Origin of the sequence: Mesorhizobium sp. B2-3-5 (assembly GCF_006442395.1) — a bacterium.
In the GTDB taxonomy this organism is placed as follows: domain Bacteria; phylum Pseudomonadota; class Alphaproteobacteria; order Rhizobiales; family Rhizobiaceae; genus Mesorhizobium.
Genome location: NZ_VFVX01000015.1, coordinates 23,914 through 40,425, shown reverse-complemented (window position 1 = coordinate 40,425; position 16,512 = coordinate 23,914). Strand labels below are relative to the sequence as shown.

Annotated in this window: 15 protein-coding genes; 2 read left to right on the top strand and 13 right to left on the bottom strand. The window is 64.5% G+C overall.

The annotated features are described in order from the left end of the window. Window positions 1-70 precede the first annotated feature (70 nt). Window positions 71-847 (bottom strand): HpcH/HpaI aldolase/citrate lyase family protein, encoded by a 777-nt coding sequence (locus FJ958_RS18125; RefSeq protein ID WP_140744564.1) that lies wholly within the window; start codon window positions 845-847, stop codon window positions 71-73. A gap of 123 nt (window positions 848-970) precedes the next feature. On the opposite strand from FJ958_RS18125, the gene FJ958_RS18120 reads away from it, so the two are divergent. Continuing rightward, window positions 971-2,062 carry an LLM class flavin-dependent oxidoreductase gene (locus tag FJ958_RS18120; RefSeq protein WP_140744563.1) on the top strand — a complete coding sequence of 364 codons (1,092 nt, stop codon included), beginning with the start codon at window positions 971-973 and terminating at the stop codon, window positions 2,060-2,062. Window positions 2,063-2,123: 61 nt separating this feature from the next. Here the strand turns inward: FJ958_RS18120 and FJ958_RS18115 are convergent, their stop codons facing one another. The 12 genes from FJ958_RS18115 to FJ958_RS18055 form a co-directional block, all read right to left on the bottom strand. Continuing rightward, window positions 2,124-2,519 (bottom strand): RidA family protein, encoded by a 396-nt coding sequence (locus FJ958_RS18115; protein ID WP_140744562.1) that lies wholly within the window; start codon window positions 2,517-2,519, stop codon window positions 2,124-2,126. A gap of 78 nt (window positions 2,520-2,597) precedes the next feature. Next, window positions 2,598-3,746: an acyl-CoA dehydrogenase family protein gene (locus FJ958_RS18110; protein WP_140744561.1), complete on the bottom strand. Its 1,149-nt coding sequence runs from the start codon at window positions 3,744-3,746 to the stop codon at window positions 2,598-2,600. Window positions 3,747-3,956: 210 nt separating this feature from the next. Beyond that, entirely contained in the window at window positions 3,957-4,769 is an 813-nt protein-coding gene (locus tag FJ958_RS18100) for an enoyl-CoA hydratase family protein (RefSeq protein WP_140744559.1), read from the bottom strand. Beyond that, entirely contained in the window at window positions 4,766-5,236 is a 471-nt protein-coding gene (locus tag FJ958_RS18095) for a MarR family transcriptional regulator (protein ID WP_140744558.1), read from the bottom strand. The genes FJ958_RS18100 and FJ958_RS18095 overlap by 4 nt, the downstream gene beginning before the upstream one ends. Then, on the bottom strand, window positions 5,230-5,988 hold the full coding sequence (locus FJ958_RS18090) for an SDR family NAD(P)-dependent oxidoreductase (RefSeq protein WP_140744557.1): 759 nt from the start codon (window positions 5,986-5,988) through the stop codon (window positions 5,230-5,232). Before FJ958_RS18090 ends, FJ958_RS18095 begins: the two co-directional genes overlap by 7 nt. Before the next feature lie 199 nt (window positions 5,989-6,187). Beyond that, the gene (locus FJ958_RS18085) at window positions 6,188-8,482 is read right to left on the bottom strand and encodes a bifunctional salicylyl-CoA 5-hydroxylase/oxidoreductase (protein ID WP_140744556.1); all 2,295 of its coding nucleotides are present in this window, start codon (window positions 8,480-8,482) and stop codon (window positions 6,188-6,190) included. Between the two features lie 117 nt (window positions 8,483-8,599). Next, window positions 8,600-9,433 (bottom strand): ATP-binding cassette domain-containing protein, encoded by an 834-nt coding sequence (locus FJ958_RS18080; RefSeq protein WP_140744555.1) that lies wholly within the window; start codon window positions 9,431-9,433, stop codon window positions 8,600-8,602. Then, a complete protein-coding gene (locus FJ958_RS18075) occupies window positions 9,426-10,304 on the bottom strand; it encodes an ABC transporter ATP-binding protein (protein WP_140744554.1) in 879 nt (292 codons plus the stop codon). Before FJ958_RS18075 ends, FJ958_RS18080 begins: the two co-directional genes overlap by 8 nt. Beyond that, window positions 10,301-11,149: an ABC transporter permease gene (locus FJ958_RS18070; RefSeq protein ID WP_140744553.1), complete on the bottom strand. Its 849-nt coding sequence runs from the start codon at window positions 11,147-11,149 to the stop codon at window positions 10,301-10,303. Before FJ958_RS18070 ends, FJ958_RS18075 begins: the two co-directional genes overlap by 4 nt. Then, window positions 11,142-12,149 carry an ABC transporter permease gene (locus tag FJ958_RS18065; protein WP_140744552.1) on the bottom strand — a complete coding sequence of 336 codons (1,008 nt, stop codon included), beginning with the start codon at window positions 12,147-12,149 and terminating at the stop codon, window positions 11,142-11,144. The genes FJ958_RS18070 and FJ958_RS18065 overlap by 8 nt, the downstream gene beginning before the upstream one ends. A gap of 89 nt (window positions 12,150-12,238) precedes the next feature. After that, the gene (locus FJ958_RS18060) at window positions 12,239-13,768 is read right to left on the bottom strand and encodes an ABC transporter substrate-binding protein (RefSeq protein ID WP_140744551.1); all 1,530 of its coding nucleotides are present in this window, start codon (window positions 13,766-13,768) and stop codon (window positions 12,239-12,241) included. 110 nt (window positions 13,769-13,878) lie between these two features. After that, window positions 13,879-15,453 (bottom strand): NAD(P)/FAD-dependent oxidoreductase, encoded by a 1,575-nt coding sequence (locus tag FJ958_RS18055; protein WP_140744550.1) that lies wholly within the window; start codon window positions 15,451-15,453, stop codon window positions 13,879-13,881. A 119-nt stretch (window positions 15,454-15,572) separates the two neighbouring features. Here FJ958_RS18055 and FJ958_RS18050 point away from each other — a divergent pair, with 119 nt between their 5' ends. Beyond that, entirely contained in the window at window positions 15,573-16,364 is a 792-nt protein-coding gene (locus FJ958_RS18050; RefSeq protein WP_140744549.1) for a cyclase family protein, read from the top strand. The last annotated feature ends 148 nt before the right edge of the window (window positions 16,365-16,512 follow it).

Genomic DNA, 16,512 nt, shown 5'->3' with positions numbered 1-16,512 from the left:
TTTTCAAGGCGAAAGTTTTAAGCTTAAAAAGTTTGACCGACCTGTTGCCTTACCCATACGTCTCTTTTGCCTAGCTGCGCCCGTTTTGCGCCAGTTCGACGCGCGCGGCAGCACAGTTGGCCGCGGCGCCGGCACCAAGAAACATCGTGTCGCTGGCCAGCACGAAAAAGCTCGCGCCGATGGCTGCCCATCGGCCGATACTCTGTGGGCTGGCGCAGAATATGCCGGATGTCTTGCCATGTGCGATCGTCGCGCCGATGATTGTGCCGATCGCCTCGTTGAGCTTGTCCGTGCCTTTCGGTCCCATCGCATCGATCGACACCGAAAGATCGCCGGGACCGACGAAGATCATGTCGACGCCATCGATGGCCGCGATCGCTTCGATGTTGGCGAGCCCCTCCGATGTCTCGACCTGCACCGCGACGACGATCCGCTCATTGGCGCCGGCAAGATATTCGGGAATGCGATAGCCGTAGCCGGCGGCCCGGCCGGGCCCGACGCCGCGCTGGCCCAGCGGCGGATAACGCGAGGCCTTTACGGCCATCGCCGCCTGGGCTGATGTCGAAACGCGCGGCACCAGCACGCCTTGCGCGCTGCTGTCGAGTGCGGCCTGGATGGCTTCCGGCGCATGGCCGGGAACGCGCACCATCGCCGGCACGCGGTGAACGTCGGCCGCGCGCACCATGGCCTCGATCGTGTCGCGCGAAATCTGCGCATGCTCCCAGTCGATGCAGACGAAGTCGAGGCCGGCGAGCGCCATCACCTCGACCGCGACGGGATGCGGAATGGCGGCGAACGAGCCGACGAGCCTCGTCTTGCCGATGCATTTCTGGCGGAATTCGCTCATGCCGATCCCCTTTTTGTGCTGCCCAATCCATATCCGCAAACGATGGCAAGGCGAAGCTATTTCAGGCTTGAAATATTTTCGCGCGGGCCTAGCCTGCGTGGTCTCCCGCCGCGAGTTCCCTAGATGATCAAAGCCCATCCCCTGCACGGCCAAAACAAACTGAAACTCGGCGTCTTTTCGACCAATGCCGATGGCGGCCTTGCCATCACCGACGTGCCGGAACGCTGGACGGCAAGCTGGCAGGACAATCTGACAGCGGCCCAGATCGCCGACCGCGCCGGGCTCGAGTTCATGCTGCCCATCGCGCGCTGGCGCGGTTTTGGCGGCCGCAACAAGGTGCGCGAATGGTCGTTCGAGACCTTCACCTGGGCGGCGGCCCTTGGCGTCGCCACCGAGCAGATCGGCCTGTTCATGACCGTGCACGTGCCGCTGGTGCATCCGCTTTATGCCGCCAAGGCGCTGGCGACGGTCGACCATATCAGTCAGGGCCGCGCCGGTCTCAACATCGTCTGCGGCTGGAACCCGAAGGAATTCGGCATGTTCGGCACGCCGCTCGTGGAAAAGGGCTATGAGCAGGCCGCGGAATGGATTGAGATCCTGGAGCGGCTTTATGCATCGAGCGAGCCGCTCGACTATGAAGGCATCTATTATCGCCTGAAGGAAGCGGTCAGCCGTCCGGCCAGCCTGCAGGTGCCGCGCCCGGTGACCATGAATGCCGCTTTCGGCGGCCCGGGCCGCGATTTCGCCGCCGCCCATTGCGACTATTTGTTCACGACCTTTTCCGAGATGGGCGATGCCGGCAAGCATGTCGCCGACATCCGTGAACGGGCCGACAAGGCTGGCCGCGATGTCGGCGTCTACACCGTGGCGCATGTCGTCTGCCGCCCGACCATGGAGGAGGCGCAGGCCTATTATAACAGCTATGCCGTCACGATGGCCGACCATGAGGCGGTCGATGCCCATATGGCCGGCAAGAAGGAATTCTCGCAGTCGCACGACCCGCACGCCTACGACCGCTACCGCCAGCGCTTTGCCGGCGGCGCCGGCACCTACCCCTTGGTTGGAACGCCGGAATCAATTGCTGCCGAGATGGCCGCCATTGCCGGCCATGGCTACCAGGGCATCGCGCTGTCCTTCGTCAACTACACGCAGGAGCTGCCCTATTTCTGCGATCACGTGCTGCCGCTGCTGAGGCGGGCCGGGCTTCGCGAATAGCAGCGATGCTTCCCCAACTTCGTCATCAATTCCCCAGAGTTGATGACGAAGCGATGGTCGGTTATTCCGGGATAACGGCGGTGGCCTGAATTTCGATCTTGGCGCGATCCTCGACCAGAGCCATCACCTGCATGGCGGCCATTGCCGGAAAATGCCGCCCGATCACCGTGCGATAGGCTTCGCCTAGCCCCTTGAGGTTGGCCAGATACTCGGCCTTGTCGGTGAAATACCAGGTCATCGAAGTGATATGTTGCGGCGTAGCGCCAGCCTCCGCCAGCACCGCCACGACGTTTTCCAGCGTCTGCTTCACCTGGCCGACAAAGTCGTCGGTTTCGAACTGGCACTGTCCGTTCCAGCCGACCTGTCCACCGACGAAGATGAGACGCCCGCGCGCGGCCACGCCATTGGCGTAGCCGACCGGTTTTGCCCAGCCTTCCGGCTGCAGGATCTCGTGCATCTCAACTCTCCGTCTGTCCAATATCGGGTCCGCAATATCCGCGTTCGAAAACAATCCAGTCCGTCGACGCGACCTGTTTCAGGCTGCGCCCATCACCTGCCGCGCGATCACCACTTTCTGCACGTCGGATGCACCCTCGTAGATGCGCAGCGCGCGGATCTCGCGATACAGGCTCTCCACGATGTGGCCCTTGCGCACGCCGTCGCCGCCATGCAGCTGCACCGCCTTGTCGATCACCTCCTGCGCCTTGTCGGTGGCGAACAATTTGGCCATCGCCGCCTCGCGCGTTACCCGCGCGGCGCCCATGTCCTTGGTCCAGGCGGCGCGGTAGACCAGAAGCGCCGCGGCATCGACGTCGAGCGCCATGTCGGCGACATGGCCCTGCACCATCTGCAGCTCGGCCATTGCAGCGCCGAACAGCTTGCGCTCGGCTACCCGCTTGATGCTCTCGTCCAGTGCGCGGCGGGCAAAGCCGAGTGCGGCCGCACCCACGGTCGAGCGGAACACGTCGAGCACCGACATGGCGATGCGGAAGCCGTCGCCCGGTCTGCCGATCAGCGCCGAGGCGGGCAGGCGGACCTGGTCGAAGGAAAGCCGCGCCAGCGGATGCGGCGCGATCACTTCCAGACGCTCGGCAATGCCGAGCCCCTTGGCGTCGCCCCGCACGAGGAAGGCGGAAAGCCCTTTGGCGCCCGGCGCCTCGCCGGTGCGGGCAAAGACCACATAGAGATCGGCGATGCCGCCATTGGAGATCCAGGTCTTCTCGCCGGTGAGAACATAATCGTCGCCGTCGCGGGTCGCCGTCATCTCGGTGTTGGCGACATCCGAGCCCGAGCGCGGCTCCGACAGGGCGAAGGCGGATATTGCCTTGCCGGCGCGTGTCTTCGCCAGCCATCGCTGCTGTTCCGGCGTGCCGAACAGGCTGAGCGCGCCGGTGCCGAGCCCCTGCATGGCGAAGGCGAAATCGGCGAGCCCGTCATGGCGCGCCAGCGTTTCGCGGGTGATGCACAAGCTCCGGACATCGAGTGGTCCCGGATTTTCGGTATCGAGCGCCGTCGGCTTCAACCAGCCGTCCTTGCCGAGCCTGGCCACCAATTCGCGGCAGGCCGCATCGACATCGTGATGATCGACCGGCAGGTTTTTTGCACACCAGGTTTCGAGGCGATCGGCCAGCTGGCGATGGCGGTCTTCGAAGAAGGGCCAGTTGAGGAAGGAACGGTCAGGCATGGATATCTCCTGTTACGCCCCGTTCCTTCACACCCCCCTCTGGCCTGCCGGCCATCTCCCCCGCAAGGGGGGAGATTGGCGGCTTTGATCCCGCCGCCCATCCTGCACCGCCGGTGATTGGCGAAACCATGGCGACAAGCTGATCTCCCCCCTTGCGGGGGAGATGGCCGGCAGGCCAGAGGGGGGTGTCTGGGCGAAAACCGTTCATCCTCAATTCCCCTCGAACACCGGCTTTTCCTTGGCGACAAACGCCCTGTAAGCCCTCTCGAAATCGTGCGTCTGCATGCAGATCGCCTGCGCCTGCGCTTCCGCTTCGATCGCCTGGTCGAGGCCCATCGACCATTCCTGGTTCAACTGCGTCTTGGTGATGCCATGGGCGAAGGTCGGGCCGGAGACGATGCGCGCCGCCATGTCGAGCGCGTCGGCTTCCAGCGCGGCGGCGTCGACGAGCCTGTTGTAGAACCCCCAGCGTTCGCCTTCGGTGGCCGTCATGGTGCGGCCGGTGTAGAGCAGTTCGGCGGCTCGGCCCTGGCCGATGATGCGCGGCAGGATCGCGCAGGCGCCCATATCGCAACCGGCAAGGCCGACGCGGGTGAACAGGAACGCGGTCTTGGCCTCCGGCGTGGCGATGCGGATATCGGAACTCATGGCGATGATGGCGCCGGCGCCGACCGCCACGCCATCGACCGCCGCGATGATCGGCTTGCCGCAATTCAGCATCGCCTTGACGAAATCGCCGGTCATGCGGGTGAAGGCGAGCAATTCCTTCATGTCCATCCTGACCAGCGGGCCGATAATGTCGTGGACATCGCCGCCGGAGCAAAAATTGCCGCCATTGGGCAGGAACACCACGGCGTCGATGTCGTCGGCGTAGACGAGGTCGCGGAACGTGTCGCGAAGTTCGGCATAGCTGTCGAAGGTCAGCGGGTTCTTCCGCTCGGGACGGTCAAGTCGGACCTTCGCGATCCTGCCTTCGACCTGCCAGAGGAAATGCTGCGGCTTGAGACTGGCCATCTTTGTCATTCGCGTCCCTCCCAGTTGCTGCGGAAAGAGGTCAGCATGCCGGTGAGCCGGCGTGCATCCTCTTCGCTCACCTTGCCCAGCAATTCACCGATCCAACTCTCATGCGCCGCGGCGATGGTGGCAAAGGATTTCGAGCCCTCCTCGGTCAGCCGCACCATGGACGTGCGCCGGTCGCCATTGCGACGCGCACGCGCTACCAGACCTTCCGAAACCAGCCGGTCGACAATGCCGGTGACGTTACCGTTGGAAACCAGCAGGAAACGCGACAGATCGCTCATCAGCATGCCTTCGGGTGCGCGGTAGAGGGCGGCCATCACGTCGAAGCGCGGCAGCGTCGTATCGAACTCCTTCTTCAGGCGTTCGCGCAACTCGGCCTCGATCGTGCGCGAGGCGCGCAGCAGCCTGATCCACAGCCGCAGCCGGTCCTTGCCGGGTCCCGATGGCGCGGGCAGGGGGCCGGCTACCATGTTTCGCCTCCTGAGATCGAAATGGCCTGTCCGGTGATCGATGCCGCCGCTTCGCCGCACAACCACAACACCGAGGCGGCAATCTCCTGCGGCTGGATGAAGCGGCCTTGCGGGTTGGTCGAGACGAGGCTCGATCGTGCCTCGCCGGCCGAGCGGCCGGTCTTTTCGACAATGCGCTGGATGGATTCCTCCAACATCTCCGTTTCGACAAAGCCTGGGCACACCGCGTTCACGGTGACGCCGGATTTCGCCGTCTCGGCGGCGAGCGCCCGCATCAAGCCGACGACGCCATGCTTGGCGGCGACATAAGGCGCGACATAGGCGTAGCCTTTCAGCCCCGCCGTCGAGGCGATGAAGACGATCCGCCCCGCCTTGCGCGCGGCCATGCCGGCCAGCGCCGGTTTCACCGTCAGGAAGGCGCCGGTCAGGTTGATGTCGAGCGTCCGCTGCCAGTCGGCAAGCGTGGTCTTGTGCGCCGGCGTGCTGCCGGCCATACCGGCATTGGCAACGACGATGTCGAAGGGCCCGCGCGCGGCTTCCGCTGTCTGGTAAAGCGATGCCATCGCCGCCTCGTCGGTGACGTCGGCGGCGATCCCGAAGATGCGATCGCTTTCGCCGGCCACCTTGGCAAGTTCCGCTTCGCGCCGGCCGCAGACAGTCACGTCGATGCCGGCACCCGCAAGCGCCAGCGCGATGGCCCGGCCAACGCCGGAGCCGCCACCGGTGACCAGCGCATGCTTGCCGGCGATCATGCGCCAGTCCTCGAGGCAAGGCGCCGAGTACCCCCACCCCTAACCCTCCCCACAAGGGGGAGGGAGAAGGCCACGGCAGCGCCTATCCATTGCAAACTTATGCGGTTCCGACCGAGCCGGATGCAACTTAGTCCCCCTCCCCCTTGTGGGGAGGGGTTAGGGGTGGGGGTACGGCGCCAACTTGGGAAGCGTGAAGCACTCATACCTTGAGCCCCGCGGCGGCATCGCGCTCAGCCAGCCGGTAGAGTTGGTCGCGTCCGGGCAGATAGGGATCCGGCCATTTCACCCCACGGTCGCCGAGCGTCACCGCCGCATGCAACGTCCAATAGGGATCGGCAAGATGCGGACGGGCCAGCGCTACCAGGTCGGCGCGTCCGGCCATCAGGATCGAGTTGACATGGTCCGGTTCATAGATGTTGCCGACCGCCATCGTCGCCATGCCGACCTCGTTGCGGATGCGGTCGGAAAACGGCGTCTGGAACATGCGGCCGTACACCGGCTTCGCCAACAAAGAGGTCTGGCCGGCCGAAACGTCGCAGATGTCGACGCCGGCCTCATGCAGCAGCCGTGCTATCTCGACCGCGTCGGCGGGTGTCACGCCTTCGATGCCGACCCAGTCATTGGCCGAAATGCGCATCGAGATCGGCTTTTCCGCTGGCCATGCCGCGCGCACCGCGTGGAAGATTTCGAGGGGATAGCGCATGCGATTCTCCAGCGAACCGCCATATTCATCCGTGCGCCGGTTGGTGACCGGGGTGATGAAGGACGACAGGAGATAGCCATGCGCGGCATGGATCTCCAGCATGTCGAAACCGCAACGATGCGCCATCTCGGCGGAGGCCACGAACTGGTCGCGCACCCTATCCATGTCGGCGCGGTCCATCGCCTTCGGCACCTGATTCTCAGGTGACCACGCCACCGCCGAGGCGGCCATGACAGGCCAGTTGCCGGAGGTCAGCGGCACGTCGGTGCCTTCCCAGCCGACACGGGTCGAACCCTTGGCGCCGGAATGGCCGATCTGCGCGCAGATCTTCGCCTCCGTCTCGCTATGGGCGAAATCGACCAGCCGCTTCCAGGCCACCTCGTGCTCGGGCGCGTAGAAGCCGGGACAGCCGGGCGTTATGCGCCCTTCCGGGCTGACGCAGGTCATCTCGATATAGACGAGGCCAGCGCCGCCCTTGGCACGCTCGGCATAGTGAGTGAAGTGCCAGTCTGTCGGGCAGCCGTCGACAGCTCTGTACTGCGCCATCGGCGAGACGACCACGCGGTTGTTAAGCCGCATGTCGCGCAGCTTGAACGGCGCGAACATCGGCGCGCGGCGCAGCCTGTTGCCGCCGGCCCCCGCCTGGCGCTGGAACCACTCTTCCGCGCCGCCCAGCCATTCGGCATCGCGCAGCCGCAAATTCTCGTGGCTGATGCGCTGCGAGCGAGTCAGCAGCGAATAGTTGAACTGCACCGGATCGAGGCCGAGATAGCGCTCCACCTCCTCGAACCATTCGAGCGAGTTGCGCGCCGCCGATTGCAGCTTCAGCACCTCGGTGCGGCGGGCATCCTCATATTTGCGGAACGCGGCATCGAGGTCCGGCTCGGTTTCGACATACTCGGCCAGCGCCACCGCGCTTTCCAGCGCCAGCTTGGTGCCGGAGCCAATCGAGAAATGCGCCGAGGCGGCCGCGTCGCCCATCAGCGCCAGGTTCTTGTACGACCAGCGCTCGCACAGCACGCGTGGGAAATTGATCCAGGCCGAACCCCTGATGTGGTTGGCGTTGGTCATCAAGGCATGGCCGCCGAGATGCTTTTCGAAGATGCGCTCGCAGACCGCGATCGATTCCTGCTGCGTCATCACGCCGAAGCCGAAGGCTGCCCAAGTCTGTTCGCTGCACTCGACGATAAAGGTCGCGGTGTCGCTGTCGAACTGGTAGGCGTGCGCCCACACCCAGCCATGCTCGGTCTTTTCGAAAATGAAGGTGAAGGCGTCGTCGAATTTCTGGTTGGTGCCCAGCCAGACGAACTTGCATTTGCGGGTGTCGATGTCGGGCCTGAAGACATCGACGAAAGTGTTGCGTGCCTTGGAGTTCAGCCCGTCGGCGGCGACGACCAGATCATGCGTCTCCATATAGGGACGGGGATCGCCGATATCGGTCTCGAACATCAGCTTGACGCCGAGTTCCCGCGCGCGGCGTTGCAGCAGGATGAGCAGCCGCTTGCGGCCGATGCCGCAGAAACCGTGGCCTGACGAGACCGTGCGCACGCCATCATGGATGACGGCAATGTCGTCCCAATAGGCGAAATGCTTCTTGATCCACACGGCGCTGACAGGATCGTTCTTGGCCAGGTTGTCGAGCGTTTCGGCCGACAGCACCACGCCCCAGCCGAACGTATCGTCCGGCCGGTTGCGCTCGAACACCGTCACATCGTGCCCGGCGTCCCTGAGCTTCATCGAAATGGCAAAGTAGAGGCCGGCTGGTCCGCCGCCGAGAACCGCAACCTTCATCCGTGCGATCTCCTCTTCGCTTCTTTTGCTAGCCTGAATATCGCGCCTGAAGCCAGATATTTCAAGCTTAAAATTTCATATCGAAACGACCTGACCCTTTGTGCGCCTCGACGCCTTTCATGTCGGAGCCGCGACCGACGGGACGTTCAGCCAATCCGGATCGATTTCCGGCAGCGGAATGGCTGCTATGAGGTCGCGCGTGTAGGCCTGCTGGGGATTGGCGAACAAGGCGTCGGTGGCGCTGGCTTCGACGATCCTGCCTTCGCGCATGACGATCACCTGCCGGCACAGCCGGCGGATGACGGACAGGTCGTGGCTGATGAAGGCGACCGTCAGGCCCATCTCCACTGCCAACTTCTCGAGCAAAGTGAGGATCTGCGCCTGCGTCGACACGTCGAGACCGGAGACGATCTCGTCGGCCAGGACGAATTTCGGCGACATCGCCAGCGCGCGCGCAATGCCGACGCGCTGGCGCTGGCCACCCGACAATTCGTGGCGGTAGCGGCTGGCGAAACTCTGCGGCAGGCCGACCCGCTGCAGCGCCTCGGCGACGCGGCTCTTCAGATTATCGCCAAGCCCATTCTGCTTGAGCGGCGCGGCGATGATGCTGGCAATGGTGCGGCGCGGATTGAGCGACGACATCGGATCCTGGAAGATCATCTGCAGGTCACGGCGCAGCGGGCGCAACTCCGCTTCCGGCAGATGCGTGATATCGCGGCCGTCGAAGCTGATGCTGCCGGCGCTGGGTTCCAGCAGCCTGACCAGCGCCCGGCCGAGCGTCGACTTGCCGGAACCGGATTCGCCGACGATGCCGGTGACCGAGCCGCTGGGCAGGTCGAAATCCAGGCCTTTCAGGATCTCGGCCATCGGCGCGCGGCCGATCAGCGGCTTGCGGGTCATGTCGGGCAAAGCCACCTTTAGCCCGCGCACGGAAAACAGCGGTTCAGCCATGCGGCTGCCTCCAGGCCTGGTCCACCGCCGCGATCTCGGCGGCAAGCCCAGCCAGCACCGCCTCGTCCACCGGTTTCAGCGAAGCGAACGGGTCTGTGTAGCGCGGCGTCGCCGCCATCAGCGCACGTGTATAGGGGTGCCGCGGTGCCGCGAAGAGCACAGCCGTCTCGGCTTCCTCGACCACTTTGCCGGCATAAAGCACCGACACCTTCTGGCTGATCTTGGCGACAACGCCGAGATCGTGGGTGACGAACAGGATCGCCGTGCCGTGCTCGCGCTGCAACTGCGCGATCAGCCGCAATATCTGCTTTTGCACGGTGACGTCGAGCGCGGTGGTCGGCTCATCGGCGACGATCAGCCGTGGCTCGGCGGCGAAGGCGGCGGCGATCAAAACGCGCTGGCGCATGCCGCCGGAAAGCTCGTGCGGATAGCTTTTCAGCACGCGCTCGGGGTCGCGGATCTGCACCTCGTCAAGCAATTGCCGGATGCGGGTGTCGGCCCTCTCGCCGCTCCAGCCGAGGATGCGCACCAGCCGGTCGGTCATCTGCGGGCCGATGCGACGCGATGGATTGAGCGCGGTCAGCGGGTCCTGCGGGATCAGCGCCGTGCGCGCGCCGATCAGCGTGCGCCGTGCCTTGGGCCGGAGTTTGCCGAGGTCTTCGCCCTCAAGCCTCATATCGCCTTCGACAATGCGCACGCTCGACGGCAAGACGCCAAGCACGGCCTTGCCGATCATGGTCTTGCCGGCGCCGCTCTCGCCGACCAATGCGCGCACCTCACCGGGCTGCACCGCGAGCGACACCGAGCGCAGCACGCGCTGGCCGTTCGGCAGCACCGCGCTGAGATTGACGATGTCGAGGCAGGCGCTCATCGCAGCACCGGATCGAAGCGCGCCTTCAGCGCTTCGCCGAACTGGCTGAACGACAGCACGGTGAGGATCAGCGTGATCAGCGGGAACACCAGCACCCACCAGGCCTGATGGATCGACAGCCGCCCCTCGGCGATGATGCCGCCCCAGGTCGGGTCGTCGGTCGAGATCGACAGATTGACGAAGGACAGGATCGCTTCGACGATCACGGCGATGCCCATTTCCAGCGACAGCAGCGCGACGATCGACGGCACGACGTTGGGCAGCACTTCGCGCAGCATGATGCCGATGCGGCCATAGCCGGCGATGCGGGCGTTCTCGACATAGTCCATGCGCGACTGGCCCATGGCCTCGGCGCGGATCACCCGGCAGAAGCGCGTCCAGTCGATGATGGCGATGGCGAGAATGACGGAGCTGAGGCCGGTGCCGAGCACCGCCACCAGAAGGATGGCGAACAGCACCGGCGGGAACGCCATCCAGATATCGACAATGCGCGAGATGATGCGGTCGGCCCAGCCACCGAAATAGCCCGCGATCAGCCCAAGCGTCGAGCCGACCAGACAGGCGGCGATCGCGGCGGCGAAGGCGACGATGAAGGCGATGCGGCCGCCGAAGATCAGCCGGGAGAGCAGGTCGCGGCCGAGGCTGTCGGTGCCCAGCCAATAGCCGGGCTCGGCGCCGTCGAGCCAGAAGGGCGGCAGCCGCTCCAGCATCAGGTCCTGCGCCAGCGGATCCTGCGGCGCGACCAGCGGCGCGAAGATCGCGGCCAGCAACGCCAGCAGCAGCCAACCGCCGGCGAGCCACAGCCGAGGGCTTACGCTCGGTCGCCACATGCGTGCCTTATCCATGGCGCAGCCTCGGATTGAGCAGCGCGTACATCATGTCGACGGCAAGGTTGATCAGCACGAAGAGCAGCGCGAAGACCAGCACGATGCCCTGGATCAGCGGCAGGTCGCGGTTGATGACGGCATCAATCGCCATGTTGCCGAGTCCCTCATAGGAGAACAGCCGCTCAACGATGACGGTGCCGCCGATGAGGAAAGTGAATTGCACGCCGACCAGGGTCAGCGTCGGCAAAGCGGCGTTCTTCAGCGCCTCGCGCAGGATGACCTGCGTTTCCGAAAATCCCTTGACCCGCGCGAGCACGACATAATCGAGGTCGAGCACTTCCTTCAGCGACTGTTTCAACAGCTGCGAGATGATCGCCGCCAGCGGCAGTGCCAGCGCCACCGCCGGCATCAGCATGTGTTTCAAGAGATCCCAGGTCAGGTCGAAACGCAGCCGCAGCAGGCTTTCGAAGAAATAGAACTGGGTGACGAAGGGCAGGTCGAGCTGTGGGGACACGCGGCCGGAAATGTCGAAGATCGGCACCAGCACGCCGAACAGCAGGATCAGCACCAGCCCCCACAGGAAATCGGGAATGGACAACGCCACCCCGCTGGCGATGTCGATGCCGGCCTCGACCGCCGTGCCGCGTTCGCGCGCGCCGAGGATCGCCGTCACGCCGCCGATCGCAACCGCCATGACAAGCGCGACGATGGCGAGTTCCAGCGTCGCGGGCAGCCGGTTGAAGACCAGGCCGAGCACATCTTGCCTGAGCGAGATCGAGGTGCCGAAATCGCCCCTGACAACACCGGACAGCCAGATGAAGAATTGCTCAACGATGGACTTGTCGAGCCCGTAGAGCGCGCGCAGCCGGGCGATGTCAGCATCCGTCGCGCCGGGCGGCAGCATCATGGCGATCGGATCGCCGGGCGCGACGCGGATCACGACGAAGACGACGACGGCCACGCCGAACAGCGTGATCAGCATCGTCGCAAGACGGATCAGGAATCTTTGCAGGAGCATGTAAATCTTTGCAGGAGCCCGTGGCTCGTATTCCCGATGGAAAATGCGCGCCGTCATTGGTGACGGCGCGCGGTAATTCAGGGCTGATGTCAGGCCGGGGTCATCAGGGCCGGAAGCAGCGCGCCGGAAATATGCTGGACCACCTTGACGCCCTTGGCATGCACGATTGGCTGCGCGTACTGGATCAGCGGCAGCACATAGGCCTCCTCGGCGATGTATTTGTCGACCGCCTTCCAGCCGGCGATGCGCTTGGCCTCGTCTTTCTCACCCCAGAGCGGGCCGATCTTGGCATCGAGGTCGTCGGTCTTCCAGGACGAGTGCGGCGACGGGCCGAACATGGCGAAGCCGGTCGAGGTGGTCGGATCGCCGATGGCGTTGCCCCAGTTGTAGAAGGCGGCCGGCGCCAGCTTGTGCGCGGCGCGCAGCTCATAGTGCTTGGCGATCTCATACACCTCGATCGTCGCCTCGATGCCGACCTTGCGCCACATGCCGACGATCGCCTGCACCATCTCGTAGTCCTTGGGCTTGAAGCCCTTGGTGGTCTGGATGGTGATCTTTGCCGGCTTCTTCGGCGAGTAGCCGGAAGCAGCGAGCAATTGCTTGGCCTTTTCGGGATTGTGCTCGACCTTGATCGACGGGTCGAAGGCCGCGTATTCGGGCGTCTCCAGCGTATCGATCGGCTGGCCGTAGCCGCGCAGCAACCGCTTGACCAGGAGCTCCTTGTCCACCGACATCACGGCCGCCTGGCGGACGTTCTTGTCCAGCATGGCGTCCTTGTTGTTGAAGAAGATCATGCCGATGTCGGAAACGTTCTTGCACGACCCGGCAAGCCCATCCTTGGCGATCAGGCGGTCATACTCCTCATAGGGGATTTCGAGCGTCACCTGCGAGGAGCCGGATTCGATCTCTGCCACGCGGCTCGCCGCGTCGGTGACGAACTTGATCGTCACATTCTCGAAGGCCGGCTTGCCGCCCCAGTAATTCGGGTTGGCCTTCAGCCGCAGGAAAGCGTTGCGCTCGAATTTCTCGACCATATAGGGGCCGGTGCCGATCGGGGCCTTCTCGAAGCCTTCGGCGCCGACCTTTTCGTAATAGGCCTTCGGCATGATGTAGCCGGTCAGGAACGACATCCACTTGAAATAGACCGGGTCGAACTGCACGACGTCGCCGGTGATCTTGTTGCCGTCGATCTTGAAGTTGTTGACGTTCTTCCAGACGAACTGGATCGGGTTGCCGGTCTTCTCGTCGCCGGCGCGCTGCAGCGACCAGACGACGTCCTCGGGCGTGAACGGCGAACCGTCATGCCATTTCACGCCTTCGCGCACCGTCATCGTCACCTTGGTGCGGTCGTCGTTCCAGCCCCATTCGGTCAGCAGGCCCGGCGCGAAGGACAGGTCCGGCTTCTGCGGGATGAACTGATCGAACACCGACTGGTAGAGGCCCTGGATGGTGGGGTTGACGGCCGATGGGCCGGTGGTCGGGTCCCAGGAGGGCAGGTTGACATTATAGGCGATGGTCAATTCGCCGGCGGCGGCCTTGGCGATGTTTGGCAGGCCGACAGCGGCCACACCGAGTGCCGCGGCACCGTATCCCAGCAATTCGCGTCTGTTGATTGTCATTGTCGTTCCCCTTGTTGGTTATTGTCTTTGCGCGGCACTGTCCGTTCATTGGTTCAGGCTTCGTGAGCAGCAGCGCCTTGCCTCTCGCAGCCTCCGTGAAATCGTCGGGCCTACCTCCCGCCAAGCTGTTGCGCGAGCATGAAGCCCGAGGCCGCACCGGTGCCGGCGCCTGGCCATGTCGCCGCGCCCGTGAGATGCAGATTGGCGACCGGCGTGTTCCAGCCGGCGAAGCCGCGCGCCGGGCGGAACAGGAAATTCTGCGCCAGATGATGGCTGCCGCAGACCTGGTCGCCGCCGACCAGGTTCGGATTCTCGCGCTCGAGGTCGATGGGCGAGAACACCGCCCGGCCGAGAATTTTGCCCCGCAGGCCGGGCGCATAGGTCTCGATGATGTCGAGCACGCGCTCCGCGTAGGCCCCCTTGACCTCATCCCAATGCGCGGCAGCGATCCGACCGGCGGCATCGCCGAGGATCTCGGCCGGCAGCATGCGCACCTGCACCCACAGCACATGCTTGCCTTCGGGTGCACGCGACGGATCGATCGCCGTCGGCTGGCCGACGACCAGCACCGGTTCGTCCGGCAACATGCCCGCGATCGCCTGCTGATAGGTGCGCGACATGGCGTCGAGCGAGGGCGACAGATGGACATAGGCAAACTGCCGAAGCTCCGCCCCGGCGCGCCAGTCCGGCAGGTCGTCGAGCGCCAGATGGATCATCATCGTGCCCGGCGCATGGCGGAACTTTTTCATCGCCGTATCGAAGCCGGCGTCGCCCGAACCGGCGGACAGCAACTTGCCCGTCAGTGCCTTGGGCGCAACGCCCGCGATGACCGCCTTGGTCGCTGTATGGCTCTCACCGGAAGCCAGCCGCACGCCGGTCGCCTTGCCGCCGGAAACCGTGATCTCGGCCACCTCGGCCCCGGTGACGATCTTGCCGCCGGCTGACGTCACCATGCCCGACAAGGCGCGGACGATGGTGTCGGCGCCGCCCTTGCCCAGCACCATGCCGAAGCTCTGGTTGGCCATCGATTCCAGATAGGGGAACACGGCGCCGCCTGCGATGTCGGGCGCGAAGTCGAGATGCATCCCCCAGGTGGCGAGTGTTGCACGCACATGCGGCGACTCGAAGTTTTCCTCGAGCCAGGCGCGCGGCGATGACAGCAGCAGGCGACCCGTATCGAGCGCGCCGGACATGCCTTTCCTGCGCCACAGGTTCCAGGCCGTACCGGCAAGCGCGCGGGCACTCATCGGCGAGCCGAGCAGCCGGAACAGATGCTCGGCTTCCGCCGGAAACGCCGCGACCAGCCTGCGCCATGTCGCTGCATCGGCGGCGGAGAACGCAGCCATGCGCGCGGCTGTTTTCTCCAGACTGTTGCTGACGCCGAACCAGCGTCCGTCCGGGAAGGCGCTGGCGAAGCAGTCGGCGACCGGCGCGAACTCCAGCCCCTGCGCTTTCAATTCATTTGCATATTTCCGGTGGAAGGCAGAGCCGGCAAACAGGCTCAGATTCATCGCCCCGAAATCGTGACGGAAGCTGGGAAGGGTGAATTCACGCGTCTGGACGGCGCCGCCGATTGTGGCGCTGCGCTCGAAAATCCCGGTTTTCCAGCCTTTCAACGCCAGATGCGCGGCGCATGCCAGACTGTTGTGGCCCGCCCCGACAAAGATGGCGTCGAACTCGCTCACGCCCCGTTCCCATTTCCTTTATGCTTAAAGATAATTGCAGATGCATATGTTTTCGTCTAGTAGGATATTAAGGGCCGAGACGAGCCTCCAGCATCATCAAGAAAGAGGGAACAGAGATCATGGACACGCAAAAACTCCTCGGCGAGGTCGCCGGCCAGCTGCTTTCAGGTGCCATCAAGGTGGTCGACCTTTCGGCGCCGCTGGGACCCGACACGCCGCTGATCAAGCTGCCGCCGGAACTTGCCGTCGACACACCGAAGGTCGAGATCCATTCGATCTCCCGCTACGACAAGAACGGTCCGTGGTGGGCCTGGAACTGGCTGAAGCTCGGCGAGCATTCCGGCACGCATTTCGATGCGCCGCAGCATTGGATCACCGGCAAGGATTATCCGGACGGCGCCACCGACACCATTCCGGCGCAGAATTTCGTCGGCCCGGTCAATGTCATCGATTGCTCCGGGGAAGCCGCCGCCGATCACGATTTCCTGCTCACGGTCGATCATATCAAGGCCTGGGAAGCCAAGCATGGCGCCATCAACCCCGGCGAATGGGTGGTGATGCGCACCGACTGGTACAAGCGCAATGGCTCGGAAGCCGCGTTCCTCAACGCCAACGAGACCGGCCCGCACACGCCCGGCCCGACGGCTGAAGCCATCCAGTATCTGATCAGCAAGGACATCAAGGGCTGGGGCTCGGAGACCATCGGCACCGATGCCGGCAAGGCTGGCGGCATGGAGCCGCCATTCCCGGCGCACACGCTGATGCACAAGGCCAACCGCTATGGGCTCGCCAGCCTCTGCAACCTCGACCAGCTGCCGCCGAAGGGCGCGATCCTGATCGCCGCACCGCTCAAGATCGAGCACGGCACAGGCAGCCCGATCCGCGCGCTGGCGCTGGTATCGGGAAAATAGAGCGAGGTGGGTCTTCGGGAGAAGATCATGCGCGCGGGTGATAATGTCATGGCAGCAAGAGGGCGCCAGCCTGGCGAGGCCAGCGCTCTACGGCGCGAAGGAACGCCACGTTGCGCGGCCAGATCTGACCTCCCGCCGTCCGTGAGTG